General features: G+C 51.6%; 17 protein-coding genes, 1 tRNA gene and 2 pseudogenes. 11 read left to right on the top strand and 9 right to left on the bottom strand.

Annotation, left to right across the window (positions count from 1 at the left end):
• Window positions 1-104 precede the first annotated feature (104 nt).
• Entirely contained in the window at window positions 105-698 is a 594-nt protein-coding gene (locus JM656_RS19585) for a LuxR C-terminal-related transcriptional regulator (RefSeq protein ID WP_203359192.1), read from the top strand.
• Between the two features lie 41 nt (window positions 699-739).
• Here JM656_RS19585 and ecnB read toward each other — a convergent pair whose 3' ends face one another.
• From ecnB to efp, 3 genes are all read right to left on the bottom strand, one after another.
• Window positions 740-886 (bottom strand): lipoprotein toxin entericidin B, encoded by a 147-nt coding sequence (gene ecnB / locus JM656_RS19590; RefSeq protein WP_192610802.1) that lies wholly within the window; start codon window positions 884-886, stop codon window positions 740-742.
• 104 nt (window positions 887-990) lie between these two features.
• Window positions 991-1,125, bottom strand: coding sequence for a lipoprotein antitoxin entericidin A (ecnA, locus tag JM656_RS19595; RefSeq protein WP_192610801.1), 135 nt, complete (start codon window positions 1,123-1,125; stop codon window positions 991-993).
• Window positions 1,126-1,186: 61 nt separating this feature from the next.
• On the bottom strand, window positions 1,187-1,753 hold the full coding sequence (gene efp, locus JM656_RS19600) for an elongation factor P (protein ID WP_203359193.1): 567 nt from the start codon (window positions 1,751-1,753) through the stop codon (window positions 1,187-1,189).
• Window positions 1,754-1,793: 40 nt separating this feature from the next.
• Between efp and epmB the strand changes: the two genes are divergently transcribed.
• Together epmB and yjeJ are read left to right on the top strand one after the other, a co-directional pair.
• Entirely contained in the window at window positions 1,794-2,822 is a 1,029-nt protein-coding gene (gene epmB, locus JM656_RS19605; protein ID WP_203359194.1) for an EF-P beta-lysylation protein EpmB, read from the top strand.
• A 136-nt stretch (window positions 2,823-2,958) separates the two neighbouring features.
• Window positions 2,959-3,816 (top strand): YjeJ family protein, encoded by an 858-nt coding sequence (yjeJ, locus tag JM656_RS19610; RefSeq protein WP_203359195.1) that lies wholly within the window; start codon window positions 2,959-2,961, stop codon window positions 3,814-3,816.
• A 46-nt stretch (window positions 3,817-3,862) separates the two neighbouring features.
• Here yjeJ and JM656_RS19615 read toward each other — a convergent pair whose 3' ends face one another.
• The 3 genes from JM656_RS19615 to JM656_RS19625 form a co-directional block, all read right to left on the bottom strand.
• Window positions 3,863-4,216, bottom strand: coding sequence for a DUF4156 domain-containing protein (locus JM656_RS19615; protein WP_203359196.1), 354 nt, complete (start codon window positions 4,214-4,216; stop codon window positions 3,863-3,865).
• A 137-nt stretch (window positions 4,217-4,353) separates the two neighbouring features.
• Complete coding sequence (gene groL, locus JM656_RS19620; protein WP_203359197.1) at window positions 4,354-6,000, bottom strand: chaperonin GroEL; 1,647 nt, start codon at window positions 5,998-6,000, stop codon at window positions 4,354-4,356.
• A gap of 43 nt (window positions 6,001-6,043) precedes the next feature.
• On the bottom strand, window positions 6,044-6,337 hold the full coding sequence (locus JM656_RS19625) for a co-chaperone GroES (protein ID WP_203359198.1): 294 nt from the start codon (window positions 6,335-6,337) through the stop codon (window positions 6,044-6,046).
• Window positions 6,338-6,613: 276 nt separating this feature from the next.
• Here JM656_RS19625 and yjeH point away from each other — a divergent pair, with 276 nt between their 5' ends.
• The gene (gene yjeH / locus JM656_RS19630) at window positions 6,614-7,864 is read left to right on the top strand and encodes an L-methionine/branched-chain amino acid transporter (protein ID WP_203359199.1); all 1,251 of its coding nucleotides are present in this window, start codon (window positions 6,614-6,616) and stop codon (window positions 7,862-7,864) included.
• Between the two features lie 70 nt (window positions 7,865-7,934).
• On the opposite strand, the gene JM656_RS19635 is transcribed toward yjeH, so the two are convergent.
• Complete coding sequence (locus JM656_RS19635) at window positions 7,935-8,411, bottom strand: FxsA family protein (RefSeq protein WP_203359200.1); 477 nt, start codon at window positions 8,409-8,411, stop codon at window positions 7,935-7,937.
• Between the two features lie 338 nt (window positions 8,412-8,749).
• On the opposite strand from JM656_RS19635, the gene aspA reads away from it, so the two are divergent.
• The 7 genes and pseudogenes from aspA (at window position 8,750) to JM656_RS19670 (ending at window position 15,672) form a co-directional block, all read left to right on the top strand.
• Window positions 8,750-10,186 (top strand): aspartate ammonia-lyase, encoded by a 1,437-nt coding sequence (aspA, locus tag JM656_RS19640; protein WP_203359201.1) that lies wholly within the window; start codon window positions 8,750-8,752, stop codon window positions 10,184-10,186.
• A gap of 114 nt (window positions 10,187-10,300) precedes the next feature.
• The gene (gene dcuA, locus JM656_RS19645) at window positions 10,301-11,602 is read left to right on the top strand and encodes an anaerobic C4-dicarboxylate transporter DcuA (RefSeq protein WP_203359202.1); all 1,302 of its coding nucleotides are present in this window, start codon (window positions 10,301-10,303) and stop codon (window positions 11,600-11,602) included.
• 121 nt (window positions 11,603-11,723) lie between these two features.
• Window positions 11,724-12,071, top strand: coding sequence for a divalent cation tolerance protein CutA (gene cutA, locus JM656_RS19650; RefSeq protein WP_203359203.1), 348 nt, complete (start codon window positions 11,724-11,726; stop codon window positions 12,069-12,071).
• Window positions 12,047-13,756 carry a protein-disulfide reductase DsbD gene (locus JM656_RS19655; RefSeq protein WP_203359204.1) on the top strand — a complete coding sequence of 570 codons (1,710 nt, stop codon included), beginning with the start codon at window positions 12,047-12,049 and terminating at the stop codon, window positions 13,754-13,756. Before cutA ends, JM656_RS19655 begins: the two co-directional genes overlap by 25 nt.
• Before the next feature lie 36 nt (window positions 13,757-13,792).
• The gene (locus JM656_RS19660; RefSeq protein WP_203359205.1) at window positions 13,793-14,368 is read left to right on the top strand and encodes a transcriptional regulator; all 576 of its coding nucleotides are present in this window, start codon (window positions 13,793-13,795) and stop codon (window positions 14,366-14,368) included.
• 66 nt (window positions 14,369-14,434) lie between these two features.
• Window positions 14,435-15,475, top strand: a pseudogene (locus JM656_RS19665) (DUF1176 domain-containing protein); the annotation flags it as partial.
• 121 nt (window positions 15,476-15,596) lie between these two features.
• Window positions 15,597-15,672, top strand: a tRNA-Phe gene (locus JM656_RS19670).
• Window positions 15,673-16,216: 544 nt separating this feature from the next.
• Here the strand turns inward: JM656_RS19670 and JM656_RS19675 are convergent.
• A pseudogene (locus tag JM656_RS19675) lies at window positions 16,217-16,382 on the bottom strand (IS1 family transposase); the annotation flags it as partial.
• A 72-nt stretch (window positions 16,383-16,454) separates the two neighbouring features.
• Window positions 16,455-17,246 (bottom strand): acyl-ACP--UDP-N-acetylglucosamine O-acyltransferase, encoded by a 792-nt coding sequence (gene lpxA, locus JM656_RS19680; protein WP_203359207.1) that lies wholly within the window; start codon window positions 17,244-17,246, stop codon window positions 16,455-16,457.
• Window positions 17,247-17,533: the final 287 nt, after the last annotated feature.

The following is a 17,533-nucleotide window of genomic DNA, read 5'->3' on the forward strand; positions in this document are numbered from 1 at the left end:
TAAGCAACGCAGTTCCGGCATTTAGTACTCATCGGACGTCTCTATGATGAAACGCTTTCTGAAGTCAGGAAGCCTTTGGCCTCATTTTTGAATGCGATAATTTTATGTTGAAAATATTAGTGATTGACCGATGCCACTTTACCCGCACGGGGATAGAGGCCTGGCTTAATCATTCTGGTTTGTTTAATGGTTCGTTCCTGGTGTCAGGGTTAAATAATCTCCTGTTGGCAAAAGAACATATTCTGCAGTGGAAGCCTCATTTGATAATCGCTGATTTATATAGCTTTCTTAACGATTCCCATCCATTTCAGTCGATTGACCCCTTCTTTATGGCCTGCGGGATGGCGCCGCTGATCTTGCTGCAATCAGGCGGCGAATACCGTGCTTCAGCGTTCAGCTCACGATATTCTGTCCATACCGTATTATCAAAAAAAGCCACGCTGTATGCGCTCTCAAAAACGATTCACGCCGCGTTACGCGTGAGGCCGCTTTTAGAGACGCCCAAAACGGCGACATCACTGCTGACGCCACAGGAAGAGAAAGTGTTGACGATGTGGATGGAAGGCGCGGGAAATAACGCGATTGCCAGTGCGCTCGGGATTCATGGCAAAACGGTTTACACCTACAAACGCAACATTCGCATGAAACTGCACATGGATAATCGCTATTCGCCGTTTTTATCATTGCCAGAACGGTAAGATTAACGGCACGACACGCACAGCGGTCGTACCGTTCATGATTAATCCTGAGCTTTTGCCGCAGCGCCCGAGATAGCCTGGCCACCCTCGGAAATATCCTGACCAACGCCGCGCGTCGTATTACAGGCGGTTAATACAGAGGAAAGTACCAGAACAGAAAAGATTGCTGCAATTGTCTTCTTAACCATAGCGTCTTCCTTTTTAGCCAATGTTGTGCGTATAGCTACTTAATAATAGACAACATCCCGTAACTTGACGGGAAACAGACTGTTTTTCAGACGAAGCGAAAAGACTAGCTGGCAGCGTGGGAGATGGAATTGCCGAGATGTTTGATATCTTCGCCAAAGCCACGTGCGGTATTGCACCCTGTCAACAGGGTTGCGGTCAGTAAGACGAGTGTTACAAGACTGAGAAGACGTTTCATCATTCCTGCCCTGGAAAAATGTATGGCGCAGCAAACGCTGCACCATGAGATCAAGTAAGGCGTATTACTTCACGCGGGATACGTATTCACCAGAACGGGTATCCACTTTGATCACTTCGCCGATCTGAACGAACAGCGGAACTTTAACCACTGCGCCAGTAGACAGCGTTGCCGGTTTGCCGCCAGTACCTGCGGTATCACCTTTCAGACCTGGGTCAGTTTCAATGATCTCCAGTTCAACAAAGTTCGGCGGGGTAACAGAAATAGGCTGACCGTTCCACAGGGTCACGATGCACTCAGCCTGATCCAGCAGCCACTTGGCGCTGTCGCCTACCGCTTTCTCGTCAGCAGCCAGCTGTTCGAAAGTGGAGTTATTCATGAAATGGTAGAACTCACCGTCGTTGTACAGGTAAGTCAGGTTCATATCGACAACGTCTGCGCCTTCTGCAGAGTCGGTTGATTTGAAGGTTTTCTCTACGCGAGTACCGGTCAGCAGACGACGCAGCTTAACGCGCGCAAAAGCCTGGCCTTTGCCCGGTTTTACGAATTCACTGGCTTCAACCGCATAAGGTTCGCCGTCCATCATGATTTTAAGACCGGCACGAAAATCGTTGCTATAGTAAGTCGCCATAAGGCCCTCTGAAATTGTTAATTGGTAGCTTAGCCACAAAATGGCGCATATTGTAACCCTAAACACCCCATCCAGAGAAGATTGGTTAGTGCAACTTGCAGATGTTATAACCGATCCGGATGAACTGTTGCGTCTTTTAAATGTAGACGCTGATGAAAACTTGCTTGCAGGTCGCGAGGCAAAGCGTCTTTTTGCCTTGCGGGTTCCCCGTGCTTTTGTGGCGCGGATGGAAAAGGGCAATCCTGATGACCCGCTTTTACGCCAGGTACTCACCTCGCGCGACGAGTTTGTCGCAGCGCCGGGGTTTTCAACCGATCCGCTGGAAGAACAGCACAGCGTGGTGCCAGGATTACTGCACAAATACCGTAACCGGGCGCTGTTGCTGGTGAAAGGCGGCTGCGCGGTAAATTGTCGCTACTGTTTTCGCCGTCACTTCCCGTATGCGGAAAACCAGGGCAATAAGCGAAACTGGCAGGTGGCTCTCGATTACATCGCTGCGCATTCGGAGCTGGATGAAATCATCTTCTCCGGCGGCGATCCGCTGATGGCCAAAGACCACGAGCTGGACTGGCTACTCACGCAACTGGAAGCGATACCGCACATTAAGCGTCTGCGTATTCATAGCCGTTTGCCTATCGTGATCCCCGCACGGATTACAGAAGCCCTCGTCGCCCGCTTTGCACAATCCACCCTGCAAATTTTGCTGGTGAACCATATCAACCATGCGCAGGAGATTGGCGACGATTTCAGCCAGGCGATGCGTAAGCTAAAAATAGCAGGCGTCACGCTGCTGAATCAGAGTGTGCTGCTGCGCGATATCAACGATAACGCGCAAACGCTGGCAAATCTCAGCAACGCATTGTTTGATGCAGGCGTGATGCCCTACTACCTGCACGTGCTGGACAAGGTTCAGGGCGCGGCCCATTTTCTGGTCAGCGACGATGAAGCCCGCGCCATTATGCGTGAGCTGCTGACGCTGGTTTCCGGTTATATGGTGCCGAAACTGGCGCGGGAAATTGGCGGCGAACCGAGTAAAACGCCACTGGATTTGCAGTTAAGGCAGCGATAACCCCTCTCTTTTGACCCTGCGCGGAGTGCTTCGCGCAGGTTTCAAGTCCGGATACCGACTCTCACGAAACAAAGCCGGGTGTTATTTTAGCCCCCAATTATTTCGGGCAGAACAAACCTATCCAGAGAGAACCATCATGGCCTTAACACTCACCGGCATTAACACCGGCGTCATTCGAAACGGCAATCAGTTCCAGGCGCTGGCGCTTAACCTCAAGCATGAGCAGAACGAAACCTCGCTGATTTTTATTCCGGCGCTACAACTGCGCGATCTTTATATCTGCTTCGAGCATCGTCTGCATTTGCAAAGCCTGCGGAATGCCAAAGAGAAAACGGCGTTCAAAAAAAGCCAGGATACCGCCACGCAAGCGATGCTCAACAATATTCCGCCACTGACCCAAAAACAGCTGCTGGAAGCCGATATCCGCCTGCGGGTCGAGAAACTAGAGCCCCGCGCCAGCCACGCAGAAGGATTTCAGTTGGCGTTTTCACTGCAGGGCGGTCATTCACTGCTCCTCCAGCTTGAAGACGCGCAGATTGCGCTCGTCATCAGCGCCATTTCTCACGCCATTAATAACGCCGGCATGCATAAGTTATCGCTAAGGATCTCCTCACTGCTGGATTTTCTACCCATGTACGATGCCGATATTAAAAGCAACGGTGAAATGGAGTATGACAACTACCCCCATCCGGCGTGGAAATTAGCGCTGTTCACACATTATCTGGCTCTGGTTTACCACTATACCGACAGCAATGGACAAGATTGCGCATGCGGCACCATCGTGAAATCCCGCATTCGGGGGGAAATGAAAGAGACTGCGGCAATAGCCCGGCGTTTACTGGCGTTCAGCCCGCGGCTGAAAAAGCTGGAAGGAAAACCTTGCCGTATCACCGTGGCGACTATCGCATCCGGTCCGGGTCACTTTCCGCGAGAACGTTGCCTGAAAGCACTGCACCAGCTTTATCAGTCAACATTGGCCGCAACGGCAGAATAACAAAACGCCCTCAGGTTTCCGGAGGGCGCTTTCAATACTGAATAAATCAGTTCGGGCACTTATAAACCTGACCGTTCATTTCGCTGGCGGTCGGAACAAAGCTGGATAACATGCCCTGAGATGGGCTGCTCACGCCATAAATCACGTTGCCACCCATTGCTGCCGCCTGATTACGCAGGTCGTTCGCGGCGCCACGCATCGAGCCGCCCTCTTCGCCATGCTGACCAGAAAGCCAGTTACTTTGCTTACCGGTCGCCGTGCCAACCAACTGGCACTCAGCACCAGGCTTGTCTTCTACGAAGCGTACGCTTTGGCCGGCAGCGCTCAGTTCGTTGCTGGAGCTACAACCCGCCATCAGTAGCGCGGCACCGACGATCCCTGCTAAATATTTCACGTGCATGTTATTCCCCGTAATCAATGAGCTGGACGTAGATCGTCCGTGTGAGAATCTTATACTAAAAAGATGACGAAAAGAAAAACCCCCGGGCATTTCTGCCCAGGGGTTTCTCTATTTCTGCGAGGTGCAGAACAACATGATTACATCATGCCGCCCATGCCACCCATGCCGCCCATACCACCAGCAGCACCTAAGTCAGCCCCATCGCCTTTCGGCAGATCGGTGACCATGCACTCGGTGGTGATCATCAGGCCAGCAACAGAAGCTGCGTACTGCAGAGCAGAACGGGTCACTTTGGTTGGATCCAGGATACCCATGTCGATCATGTTGCCGTATTCTTCAGTTGCAGCGTTGTAACCGTAGTTACCGTCGCCCGCTTTCACGGTGTTAGCCACAACAGACGGTTCTTCACCGCAGTTCAGCACGATCTGACGCAGCGGGGATTCCATTGCGCGCAGCGCAACTTTGATACCCACGTTCTGGTCTTCGTTCTGACCACGCAGATCGCCCAGTTTGGAGGCTACGCGAATCAGCGCAACACCACCACCAGCAACCACGCCTTCTTCTACTGCAGCACGGGTCGCGTGCAGAGCATCTTCAACGCGTGCTTTCTTCTCTTTCATTTCAACTTCGGTAGCTGCACCGACTTTGATAACTGCAACGCCGCCTGCCAGTTTCGCTACGCGCTCCTGCAGTTTTTCACGATCGTAGTCAGACGTTGCTTCTTCGATCTGCTGGCGAATCTGAGTCACACGACCCTGGATTGCGTCTTCGTCACCCACGCCATCAATGATGGTGGTGGTGTCTTTGTTGATCACAACGCGTTTTGCCTGACCCAGATCTTCCAGGGTCGCTTTTTCCAGTTCCATACCGATCTCTTCAGAGATTACGGTACCACCGGTCAGAGTAGCGATATCCTGCAGCATTGCTTTACGACGGTCGCCGAAGCCAGGTGCTTTAACAGCAGCCACTTTCACGATGCCGCGCATGGTGTTAACGACCAGCGTTGCCAGTGCTTCGCCTTCAACATCTTCAGCGATGATCAGCAGCGGTTTGCCTGCTTTAGCAACGGCTTCCAGAACCGGCAGCATTTCGCGGATGTTGGAGATTTTCTTGTCAGCCAGCAGGATGAACGGGCTTTCCAGTTCTACTGCGCCAGTTTCCGGCTTGTTGATGAAGTAAGGAGACAGGTAGCCGCGGTCAAACTGCATACCTTCAACCACGTCCAGTTCGTCCTGCAGACCGGTACCGTCTTCAACGGTGATCACGCCTTCTTTACCGACTTTGTCCATCGCTTCTGCGATCAGTTTACCTACGGTTTCGTCGGAGTTAGCGGAGATAGTACCAACCTGAGCGATAGCTTTAGAGTCAGAGCACGGTACAGACAGTGCTTTCAGCTCTTCAACCGCAGCAGCGACAGCTTTGTCGATACCACGTTTCAGATCCATCGGGTTCATGCCCGCAGCAACAGCTTTCAGGCCTTCAGTGATGATGGACTGAGCCAGTACGGTCGCGGTGGTGGTACCGTCGCCTGCAGCGTCGTTCGCTTTAGAGGCAACTTCTTTCACCATCTGCGCGCCCATGTTTTCGAACTTGTCTTCCAGTTCGATTTCACGTGCTACGGAAACACCATCTTTAGTGATGGTCGGTGCACCGAAAGATTTATCCAGAACCACGTTACGGCCTTTCGGACCGAGGGTAACTTTCACTGCATCTGCCAGTACGTTTACGCCGCGCAGCATTTTCACACGAGCGTCGTTACCGAATTTTACGTCTTTAGCTGCCATTATCTCTTTTCCTTAAATTCGTATGTTCAGTGTCGTTCGCGGATTACGCTTCAACAATTGCCAGAATGTCGCTTTCGGACATGATCAGCACTTCTTGGTTGTCGATCTTCTCGGACTTCACGCCGTAGCCATCGTTGAAAATAACGATATCGCCGACTTTCACGTCCAGCGGCTGCACACTACCGTTTTCCAGGATGCGGCCCTTACCGACAGCGATGATTTCGCCACGAGTTGATTTACCTGCTGCAGAACCGGTCAGAACGATGCCGCCAGCTGATTTGGATTCAACTTCTTTACGTTTGACGATCACACGATCATGTAACGGACGAATACTCATTGATAGCTCTCCTTTGAGAAAGTCTTTATCAGTTATGGGTGACGCCGGCCCGTAAACGGATTTCCCGGCTAGTGACCAGAGAGATGGGGATGGGGTTATACCCCTTCAAGGGGGAAACTAAAAAAAAATTCTTATCAGGAGAAAATCCGGTCAAAACACCAACCCACCTCACATTTCGCACCAATTTCAGGGCCGCCGTCATCAGCAAATCTGATTGTGATACCATCGAAAATCTGCGCAGTTGCCTGAATTTTAGGCGTAACCGGATAACGTTTCATGAGCGGACTAAAACAAGAGCTGGGACTGGCTCAGGGGATTGGCCTGTTATCGACATCATTATTAGGCACCGGTGTCTTTGCCGTTCCTGCACTGGCCGCACTTGTCGCGGGGAATAACAGCCTGTGGGCGTGGCCGATACTCATCGTGTTAGTTTTTCCGGTGGCCATCGTGTTTGCGATACTTGGCCGCCATTACCCCAGCGCCGGAGGCGTGGCGCATTTTGTTGGTATGGCGTTTGGGAATCATATGGAACGGGTGACCGGCTGGCTGTTTTTGTCGGTCATTCCCGTCGGTTTACCCGCTGCGCTCCATATTGCCGCAGGTTTCGGCCAGGCGATGTTTGGCTGGCACGGCGGGCAGTTGCTGCTGGCGGAACTGGGAACGCTTATCCTGGTGTGGTACATCGGTTCTCGCGGTGCCAGCTCAAGCGCTAACCTGCAAACCCTCATCGCGGGTCTGATTGTGGCGCTGATTGTCGCCATCTGGTGGGCTGGAGAACTGAAACCCGCTGAAATCCCCTTCCCGGCGCCAGGTGATATCGACATGTCTGGACTGTTCTCTGCGCTGTCGGTGATGTTCTGGTGTTTCGTCGGCCTTGAAGCCTTTGCGCATCTGGCATCCGAATTCAAAAATCCTGAGCGAGATTTTCCGCGCGCCCTGATGATTGGCCTGGTGCTGGCGGGTTCCGTTTACTGGGCATGTACGGTGGTGGTGCTGCATTTTGGCGCCTACGGCGAGCAGATGGCGGCGGCGGCTTCGCTGCCTGAAATTGTCGTGCAGTTGTTTGGCGTCCAGGCGTTGTGGGTCGCCTGCGTTATTGGCTATCTGGCCTGTTTTGCCAGTCTGAATATTTATATTCAAAGTTTTGCCCGCCTGGTCTGGTCGCAAGCGCGAGACAAACCTGACCACTATCTGGCGCGTCTCTCCTCCCGCCAGATCCCGCATAATGCGCTGAATGCCGTCCTGGTATGTTGCGTTATCAGTACGTTGTGTATTTATGCGCTCGACATCAACCTTGATGCGCTGATTGTCTACGCTAATGGCATCTTTATTATGATCTATCTGCTGTGCATGCTGGCAGGGTGTCGTTTACTGAAGGGACGCTATCGCGCGCTGGCGGTCGTTGGCGGTTTGCTGTGCCTACTTTTACTCGCGATGGTTGGCTGGAAAAGCCTGTACGCCATTATTATGCTGGCGGTGCTATGGCTATTTTTACCCAGGCGAAAACAGCCTGAAAGCCATTTATAGGTCGGATAAGCGCTGCGCCATCCGGCCTGGATGCCCGGTGGCGCTATACTTACCGGAACTACTACACTATTTAATCGCGGCGATCGTCTTTATGATCGATGCGGTCGCGCTCCTCGTCCTTGCGCTGAAACTCGCCGTCAAACGTATCTCCACCGCCGGTTCCGGCGCTAAAACCGCCGCCTGGCATCCGGGAGAAACGCAGGTGCGGCAGCAGTTTCATCGTCAGATGTTTCTGTACCGGCGGTAATAAAAGAAGAAGGCCGAGGAAATCGGTGAAGAAACCCGGCAGGACCAGCAACAGACCGGCAATGATCAGCGACACGCTCTTGATCATCTCCGCAGCCGGGCTTTCTCCCGCTGCCATTTTCTGCTGCATCAGCAAAAAGTTTTTAAATCCTTGATTGCGCACCAGCGACATACCGACGATCGAAGAGAAGATCACCAGAATCAACGTCATCAGTACGCCCAGAACCTGGGAGACCTGGATAAAAATAGAAATCTCAATGTAAACATAGAGAAAGATGGCAATAAGTGGTATCCAGCGCAAAGGGTTCTCCTGTAGGTAACCGCTGTTTCAGCACGTCTGTTTGAATGATTGTGCAATTTGCATCCAACTTATATTGAGGTGCTTAGCAAAATTTCAAGCCATTTTTGGATATATTTATGGGAGTAATCCAAAAGGGGTGATCTATCTCACAAAATAATAAATAAGGAGTAATTAGCCACACTTAAAGTGATCCAGATTACGGTAGAAATCCTGAAGCAGCATATCATCTCGGACATCAGACCGATGTAGGGGATAATCGTCGGTCAGGAAACATTCGAAACCACATATATCCTGTGTGTTTAATGTAATTTTTTGGCAGCTTGAAAAAGAAGGTTCACATGTTAAACAACATTCGTATCGAAGAAGATTTGTTGGGTACCAGGGAAGTTCCAGCGGAAGCCTACTACGGTGTTCACACTCTGAGAGCGATTGAAAACTTCTACATTAGCAATAACAAAATCAGTGATATTCCTGAATTTGTTCGCGGTATGGTAATGGTGAAAAAGGCAGCGGCCCTGGCCAACAAAGAGCTGCAAACTATTCCTAAGAGTGTGGCAAATGCCATCATTGCCGCCTGTGATGAAGTTCTGAACAACGGCAAATGCATGGACCAGTTCCCGGTAGACGTTTACCAGGGCGGTGCAGGCACCTCCGTAAACATGAATACCAACGAAGTGCTGGCCAATATTGGGCTGGAACTGATGGGTCACCAGAAAGGTGAGTATCAGTACCTGAACCCGAACGACCACGTTAACAAATGTCAGTCCACCAACGACGCTTACCCGACCGGTTTCCGTATCGCGGTATACGCATCCCTCGTTAAACTGATTGATGCTATCAACCAGCTGCGCGAAGGCTTTGAGCGTAAAGCAGAAGAATTCCAGGGTATCCTGAAAATGGGTCGTACCCAGCTGCAAGATGCTGTGCCGATGACTCTGGGTCAGGAATTCCGTGCTTTCAGCGTACTGCTGAAAGAAGAAGTGAAAAACATTGGACATACCGCAGAACTGTTGCTGGAAGTTAACCTCGGCGCAACGGCAATCGGTACAGGTCTGAATACTCCTAAAGAGTACTCTCCATTAGCGGTACAGAAACTGGCTGAAGTCACTGGCTTTGCCTGTGTACCAGCAGAAGACCTGATTGAAGCGACCTCTGACTGCGGCGCTTATGTTATGGTACACAGCGCACTGAAACGTCTGGCTGTGAAGATGTCCAAAATCTGTAACGACCTGCGTTTGCTCTCTTCTGGCCCACGTGCCGGTCTGAACGAGATCAACCTGCCGGAACTGCAGGCGGGTTCTTCTATCATGCCAGCTAAAGTGAACCCGGTTATTCCAGAAGTCGTTAACCAGGTATGCTTTAAAGTTATTGGTAACGACATCACCGTGACCATGGCGTCTGAAGCAGGTCAGCTGCAGCTGAACGTAATGGAGCCGGTTATTGGTCAGGCAATGTTTGAATCTATCCATATCCTGAGCAACGCCTGCTACAACCTGCTGGAAAAATGCATTGACGGTATCACTGCTAATAAAGAAGTCTGTGAAGCATTCGTTTACAACTCAATCGGTATCGTCACTTACCTCAACCCGTTCATCGGCCACCACAACGGCGACATCGTTGGTAAAATCTGTGCTGAAACCGGTAAGAGTGTACGTGAAGTCGTACTGGAGCGCGGTCTGTTGACTGAAGCTGAGCTGGACGATATTTTCTCTGCACAGAACCTGATGCACCCTGCTTACAAAGCAAAACGCTATACTGATGAAAGCGAACAGTAATTGTACAGGGTAGTACCACAAGAGGCACGTCTGATGACGTGCCTTTTTTCTTATTAGAAGTTACTTAAAAACAACAATTTAATATCAACTTGTTAAACAACAAGGAAGGCTAATATGATAGTTGTAGAACTTATCATCGTTTTGCTGGCAATCTTTTTGGGCGCCAGACTTGGGGGCATTGGTATAGGATTTGCAGGTGGGCTTGGCGTTTTGGTTCTTGCAGCCATAGGCGTTAAGCCCGGTAATATCCCGTTCGATGTTATTTCCATCATCATGGCGGTAATCGCTGCCATCTCTGCCATGCAGGTCGCAGGCGGTCTGGACTATCTGGTTCACCAGACAGAAAAACTGCTGCGTAAAAACCCGAAATACATCACGATCCTCGCTCCGATTGTGACTTATTTCCTGACTATCTTTGCAGGTACAGGCAACATCTCTCTGGCAACTCTGCCAGTTATCGCTGAAGTGGCGAAGGAACAAGGGATCAAACCTTGCCGTCCGCTCTCCACTGCGGTGGTTTCTGCACAGATCGCCATTACCGCGTCGCCAATCTCTGCGGCGGTGGTCTACATGTCTTCCGTCATGGAAGGTCATGGCATCAGCTACATTCACCTGCTGTCCGTGGTCATTCCATCCACCCTGCTGGCGGTGCTGGTGATGTCCTTCCTGGTCACCATGCTGTTTAACTCTAAACTTTCTGACGATCCGGTATACCGTAAACGTCTGGAAGAAGGTTTGGTTGAGCTGCGCGGCGAGCGTCAGGTTGAGATCAAGTCCGGTGCGAAATCATCCGTTTGGTTGTTCCTGCTGGGCGTAGTCTGTGTTGTGGCTTATGCCATCATCAACAGCCCGAGCCTTGGCCTGGTCGCTAAACCGCTGATGAACACCACCAACGCAATTCTGATCATCATGCTGAGCGTCGCGACGCTGACCACCATTATCTGCCGCGTTGAGACTGATTCCATCCTGAACTCCAGCACCTTCAAAGCAGGGATGAGCGCCTGTATTTGTATTCTGGGTGTGGCATGGCTGGGCGACACCTTCGTTTCTGCCAACATCGACTGGATCAAAGAGACTGCTGGTAGCGTGATTCAGGGTCATCCGTGGTTGCTGGCGGTGATCTTCTTCTTTGCTTCTGCACTGCTGTACTCTCAGGCTGCAACGGCTAAGGCACTGATGCCGATGGCGCTGGCGCTGAACGTTTCTCCGCTGACTGCTGTGGCTTCTTTCGCAGCTGTTTCCGGTCTGTTCATTCTGCCGACCTACCCGACGCTGGTTGCGGCGGTTCAGATGGATGACACCGGTACAACCCGTATCGGTAAGTTAGTCTTTAACCATCCGTTCTTCATCCCAGGTACGCTGGGCGTTGTGCTTGCTGTTTGCTTCGGCTTCCTGCTGGGCAGCTTCATGCTGTAAGTGTTACCCGCGGGGCGTTCATACGCCCCGCACTCCTTTCCCCGCTTTGACTAACATCCTTCCCTCGTCCGTTGTATAGTGACCACTCTCTTGCTGGTCATTCTGTCCTTTCGAGGTGTTTATGCTTGATGTTAACAGTCAGGATATGCCCATCCCCGATGCCGTTGTGGTGCTCTGTACTGCGCCGGATGAGGCAACAGCCCAGGACCTGGCAGCCAAAGTGCTGGCAGAAAAACTGGCGGCATGCGCCACGCTTATCCCCGGAGCCACTTCCCTCTATTACTGGGAAGGGAAACTGGAACAGGAATACGAAGTGCAGATGATCTTCAAATCCTCGGTTTTGCACCAGCAAGCGCTTCTTGACTGCCTGAAGTCTCACCACCCCTATCAAACACCCGAACTTCTGGTTTTACCCGTTACTCACGGAGACAATGATTACCTCTCATGGCTCAACGCATCCTTACGCTGATCCTGCTGCTGTGCAGCACATCCGTCTTCGCCGGATTATTTGACGCGCCTGGTCGCTCGCAATTTGTGCCTGCCGACCAGGCATTTAGCTTTGATTTTCAGCAGAATCAGCATGACCTTAATCTCTCCTGGCAGGTGAAAGAAGGTTATTACCTTTATCGCAAGCAAATCACTATCACGCCGTCTCAGGCAGAGATTGCCGCGGTACAGCTTCCGGCTGGCGTCTGGCACGAAGACGAATTTTATGGCAAAAGCGAAATCTACCGCCAGCGGTTGACGATTCCGGTGACTGTCAACCAGGCAGCGTCTGGCGCGACATTAACTGTCGTCTATCAGGGATGCGCTGACGCCGGTTTCTGCTACCCGCCAGAGACCAAAACCGTGCCGCTGAGCCAGGTGCTTGCCAGTGCAGATGTGCAACCGGCGACGCCCCCTTCAGCAACGCAAGCAGAAAACGCACCGCAACTAGACAGCCAATTGCCCTTTTCCGCATTGTGGGCATTGCTGATAGGGATTGGCATTGCGTTTACGCCATGCGTTCTGCCGATGTACCCGCTCATTTCCGGTATCGTGCTGGGCGGCAAACAGCGCCTCTCAACCGGACGCGCCCTGCTGCTGACCTTTATCTACGTGCAGGGGATGGCGCTGACCTACACCGCGCTGGGCCTGGTTGTCGCGGCTGCCGGATTACAGTTTCAGGCCGCGTTGCAGCATCCTTACGTCTTAATCGGCCTGGCGGTGATGTTTACCCTGCTGGCGCTGTCGATGTTTGGTCTGTTCACACTACAGCTCCCCTCTTCGCTGCAAACGCGCCTCACGCTGATGAGTAATCGTCAGCAGGGTGGATCGCCTGGCGGTGTGTTTGCGATGGGGGCGATTGCCGGGCTGATCTGCTCGCCGTGCACCACCGCGCCGTTAAGCGCTATTTTGCTGTATATCGCCCAGAGCGGAGACATGTGGTTCGGTGGCGGTACGCTCTATCTCTACGCGCTGGGAATGGGGTTACCACTGATTCTGGTCACCGTCTTCGGCAACCGCCTGCTGCCGAAAAGCGGCCCGTGGATGGAACATGTCAAAACGGCCTTTGGGTTTGTTATCCTTGCGCTACCCGTCTTTTTGCTCGAGCGTATCATTGGCGACGCATGGGGCCTGCGTCTGTGGGCGCTACTGGGCGTTGCCTTCTTTGGCTGGGCATTTATCACCAGTCTGCAGGCAAAACGGCGCTGGATGCGCATGGTACAGATTGTCCTGCTGGCTGCAGCGCTGGTCAGCGTGCGTCCGTTGCAGGACTGGGCGTTCGGGAACGCAACGGCGCAAACGCAGGCACATCTGAACTTTACACCTGTCGCCTCGGTCGATGACTTAACGCAGGCGCTGGCGCGCGCCAAAGGCAAACCCGTGATGCTGGATCTGTATGCCGACTGGTGCGTCGCCTGTAAAGAGTTTGAGAAATATACCTTCAGCGATCCGCAGGTACAGCAGGCATTAGGCGATACGGTGCTGTTACAGGCCAATGTCACCGCCAACAACGCGCAGGATGTGGCCTTACTGAAGCACCTCCATGTGCTGGGATTGCCCACAATTTTGTTCTTTGACGCGCAGGGGAATGAACACCCACCAGCGCGGGTAACGGGCTTTATGGATGCGGCGACCTTTAGTGCACATTTGCGCGATCGGCAACCGTGAGCGACACTTGCAAAAGGAAAAACAGAGGAAATTACCGTGCAACGTGAAGATGTCCTGGGAGAAGCCCTAAAATTACTTGAGACTCAAGGGATAGCAACGACCACGCTGGAGATGGTCGCCGAAAGCGTTGATTATCCGCTCGACGAACTGCAACGTTTTTGGCCGGATAAAGAGGCGATTCTCTATGATGCGTTACGTCATCTGAGTCATCAGATAGAGACCTGGCGCCGTCAGCTTATACTGGATGAAACACTGAGTGCAGAGCAAAAGCTCCTGGCACGCTACAGCGCCTTGTCAGAATGTATGATTAATCACCGCTATCCCGGCTGCCTGTTTATCGCCGCCTGCACGTTTTATCCTGATCCCTCCCATCCCATTCACCAACTGGCGGATCAACAAAAACGGGCGGCGCACGATTTTACCCACGAGTTGCTGACCACGCTGGAAATTGACGACCCGGCCATGGTTGCCCGGCAGATGGAGCTGGTGCTGGAGGGGTGTCTCAGCCGTATGCTGGTGAACCGCAGCCAGGCCGATGTCGATACTGCGCATCGCCTGGCGGAAGATATCCTGCGGTTTGCTCAGTGCCGTAAGTCGGGCGCACTGACCTGATCCACCTATCGCTCCCCTTCTGATGCGCATATAATTTCAGCAATACTGATACGTAAAGGGAATTATATGCGCTGTCTCCCCCTCATTGCGGCAGCAGGATTGTTTTCAATCCCGCTCTTTGCCGCACCGTTAACGGGTTTTTCGTTTGACCACAAAGACTGGGAACTCTCCTGCGACAATACCGGCACCTGCCGTGCCGCAGGTTACGGCGTCAATACCGGAGAAATCAGTGTCTTACTGACCCGTCAAGCAGGCCCTGGGCAGCAGGTCACCGGACTGACGACCTTTGCACAAACCCAAAGCGATATCCCTGCCGATGCCAGCGTGAGTATGTTCATTGATGGACAATCACAGGGAACACTCACGTCCAAAGACAGAGAGCATTTTCGTTTCAACAACTCGCAAATCACCGCCCTACTTCAGGCGCTGATTCAGGACAAAAAAATTGAGATTGCGCTAAATGGGCAGCGCAAAACGCTCTCCAGCGCAGGCGCCAATGCCGTGTTGCTGAAAATGGATGAATACCAGAAACGCATAGGAACCCAGAGTGCTCTGCTGCGTAAAGGCAAGGCCAGCGACGAAAACGTACTGGCGGCGGTTCCGGCACCTGTCATTATTGCCTCGCCCGTAACACCTTCAGCACCCGCAACGCCATTAACTGCGGATCAACGCACGTTATTAGAGACAAAACTCACCAATGACTGTGACGACTGGGATAACGAGAATATCCCGGCCAAAGACCGCCAGTTAACGCTCACCGCCATTGATAAATCGCATACCCTGATCCAGGGACTCTGCTGGCGCGCCGCGTATAACGAAGGCTATGCCATGTGGGTGGTGGACAACGCACTGACCAGCGACCCGCAGCTCATCACGACCGATGCCACCAGCTATGCCGATGGCGTGATTACATTCTTCAATAAAGGTCGCGGTATCGCCGACTGCGTCAGCGGAGAAGAGTGGGTGTGGGACGGCAAAACATTTGTGCGTAGCCTGAAATACACCACTGGCGACTGCCGGGAAATAGTCCTCGGCGGCACCTGGATGTTACCGACCTTTGTGAGTCAGGTTGAGGCGGCGAAAAAAGTCAGTGAGCATGACAATGCGCGGTGATTTTAAGCAAAATAACCCAATCCGCTACAGAATCGCCGCAAAGATAAGCAATCAGACAACAAAACGAGAAATCTGGTTGACGGGGGATACAGATTACGGTTTAATGCGCCCCGTTGCCCGGATAGCTCAGTCGGTAGAGCAGGGGATTGAAAATCCCCGTGTCCTTGGTTCGATTCCGAGTCCGGGCACCACTATTCTAAAGAACCCGCCCAAAAGGCGGGTTTTTGCTTTCTGGGGTTTCGGTAGATTTCTGTTCAGCGATGCCACCTGAAGCCAGTTCACTGACACCGACAAACGGTTTTAACATTCCCCCTCAGCATTCCACCTTCCTCCCTGGTCACCATGCCCCGGTTTGTTGGTCTGTAAGTTACCTCAAAGCACTATTCCCAACCTGTATACCTATCTGGTGGATTCATCACCACAAGGCAACCTCCGGTCATTGTCCGGTCTGGAGAAGGGAAGCATTCGCATTTCCCTTCTGATCTGGCAAAGCATTAGCGCAACAGATTCATATCCAGATTTTCGTGAATTGTCAGAATCACTTCACGCATGGTTGCAAAAATACTGTCTTCACCACGATCATAGAGTTTTGATCCTACTCACGTAACATCGATACTGAATGTCATTACAAATCATGAACCTATCACCGGGAAAAAACCGTTCTCGGATAAAAAGCTCACTAAAACATTTATTTCAGCACTTAAAAACAACCTGGTGCAGACTGAGAGTCAGGCACAAAGGAAGCAAGGTTACACATCGTGGCGAGAGTTTTGTAGCGTGCGAACACGGCATTGTTCATCGCAAGGTCTACAATTTGCGCTTTCATGCCATGCTGGCAGGCACGATAAGCATATCCAGGCTGGAAGGTTCGGTTGCGCATTTGGCACCAATAACACTGATGTTTGGCTTCATACGTGAGGATTAAATCGCACCTTCCCTAGACTCGTCGCTTTACGCGGCGAGTCTTTTTAACTCATCTCACTATCCCTCGCGCCGAGTGCTCCCAAAACCTCTCAAATACAGTAGCGATGGCATAATCACTGAACAATGCCTTAACTGCTACCTTCACCTCATCAATCGATAAAGACTGCTGGTAAAGCATACTGTAAAGAGAAAGTACAAAATCCTGCTGTTCGAAGTCTAATGCCAGAAAGGCGAGTGCATTAACATTTATTCCTGCAGGTTTCGCATGATTCCCCCCCGCCATCACAAACGGTGGCACGTCTTGCACCACACCAGATTGGTCGACAATCTTTGCATGAGCACCCAGTACACAGAACTGGTGAATGGCACACATAAAACCAACCTGTGCCCCATCATCAAGCCTTACGTGCCCGGCAAGACCGCTGTGCCCCCCCACCAATGTACCGTTACCCACCACACAATCATGCCCAATATGGACGTTATTCAAAAGGCGGTTATCGTTACCAATCGTCGTGCAACTCAATCCCTGTATCGTCCCTCGATGTATCGTCACATTTTTGCCGAAGTGATTTCTGTCACCAATCACCACACAGGTGGATTCATTCTCGTATTTAAGATCCTGATTAATCTCACCTATAGAAGAAGATTGCCCAATCGTATTGTCGCGGCCAATGATCGTGCGACCATTAATGACAGAATACGCCCCAACTACAGTTCCTTCACCAATAACCACACCGGTGGAAATAATACAAAATGGACCAATGTTCACATGGGCACCAAGCACCACACCTGGCTCAACCACGCTATTACGGGCCACCCTAGCTTGCGGGGACATTAACATCAATATTTCCTGATGAAGACACAAGATGTACCGCATCATCATCGGTTAATTGTTAATCCAATCAGTGGATTAACAAACAGGGGACGTGAATGGAAAGAAAGCTTCGCCATTCGGAACATCGTTAAGGAGGGTAGATCCAGTGAAGGGCTTATCGACAGCGTTAGCATAATGAAATGTTATTCACATTACGCCATTTATTTTTTATTAATTTGAATGAACTTTATGAGTTTCGCGAGTGGGTAATGACTCTTCTTTAGGCGTTATTGAAAAAATTGAACTTTTGCCGG

Source organism: Citrobacter sp. R56 (assembly GCF_016811995.1).
In the GTDB taxonomy this organism is placed as follows: Bacteria; Pseudomonadota; Gammaproteobacteria; order Enterobacterales; family Enterobacteriaceae; genus Citrobacter_D; species Citrobacter_D enshiensis.

Bases quoted from the DNA above. Each gene is read 5' to 3' on its own strand.
- JM656_RS19585 (WP_203359192.1), top strand. From the start codon at position 105: ATGTTGAAAATATTAGTGATTGACCGATGCCACTTTACCCGCACGGGG.
- ecnB (WP_192610802.1), bottom strand. From the start codon at position 886: ATGGTTAAGAAGACAATTGCAGCAATCTTTTCTGTTCTGGTACTTTCC.
- ecnA (WP_192610801.1), bottom strand. From the start codon at position 1,125: ATGATGAAACGTCTTCTCAGTCTTGTAACACTCGTCTTACTGACCGCA.
- efp (WP_203359193.1), bottom strand. From the start codon at position 1,753: ATGGCGACTTACTATAGCAACGATTTTCGTGCCGGTCTTAAAATCATG.
- epmB (WP_203359194.1), top strand. From the start codon at position 1,794: ATGGCGCATATTGTAACCCTAAACACCCCATCCAGAGAAGATTGGTTA.
- yjeJ (WP_203359195.1), top strand. From the start codon at position 2,959: ATGGCCTTAACACTCACCGGCATTAACACCGGCGTCATTCGAAACGGC.
- JM656_RS19615 (WP_203359196.1), bottom strand. From the start codon at position 4,216: ATGCACGTGAAATATTTAGCAGGGATCGTCGGTGCCGCGCTACTGATG.
- groL (WP_203359197.1), bottom strand. From the start codon at position 6,000: ATGGCAGCTAAAGACGTAAAATTCGGTAACGACGCTCGTGTGAAAATG.
- JM656_RS19625 (WP_203359198.1), bottom strand. From the start codon at position 6,337: ATGAGTATTCGTCCGTTACATGATCGTGTGATCGTCAAACGTAAAGAA.
- yjeH (WP_203359199.1), top strand. From the start codon at position 6,614: ATGAGCGGACTAAAACAAGAGCTGGGACTGGCTCAGGGGATTGGCCTG.
- aspA (WP_203359201.1), top strand. From the start codon at position 8,750: ATGTTAAACAACATTCGTATCGAAGAAGATTTGTTGGGTACCAGGGAA.
- dcuA (WP_203359202.1), top strand. From the start codon at position 10,301: ATGATAGTTGTAGAACTTATCATCGTTTTGCTGGCAATCTTTTTGGGC.
- cutA (WP_203359203.1), top strand. From the start codon at position 11,724: ATGCTTGATGTTAACAGTCAGGATATGCCCATCCCCGATGCCGTTGTG.
- JM656_RS19655 (WP_203359204.1), top strand. From the start codon at position 12,047: ATGGCTCAACGCATCCTTACGCTGATCCTGCTGCTGTGCAGCACATCC.
- lpxA (WP_203359207.1), bottom strand. From the start codon at position 17,246: ATGTTAATGTCCCCGCAAGCTAGGGTGGCCCGTAATAGCGTGGTTGAG.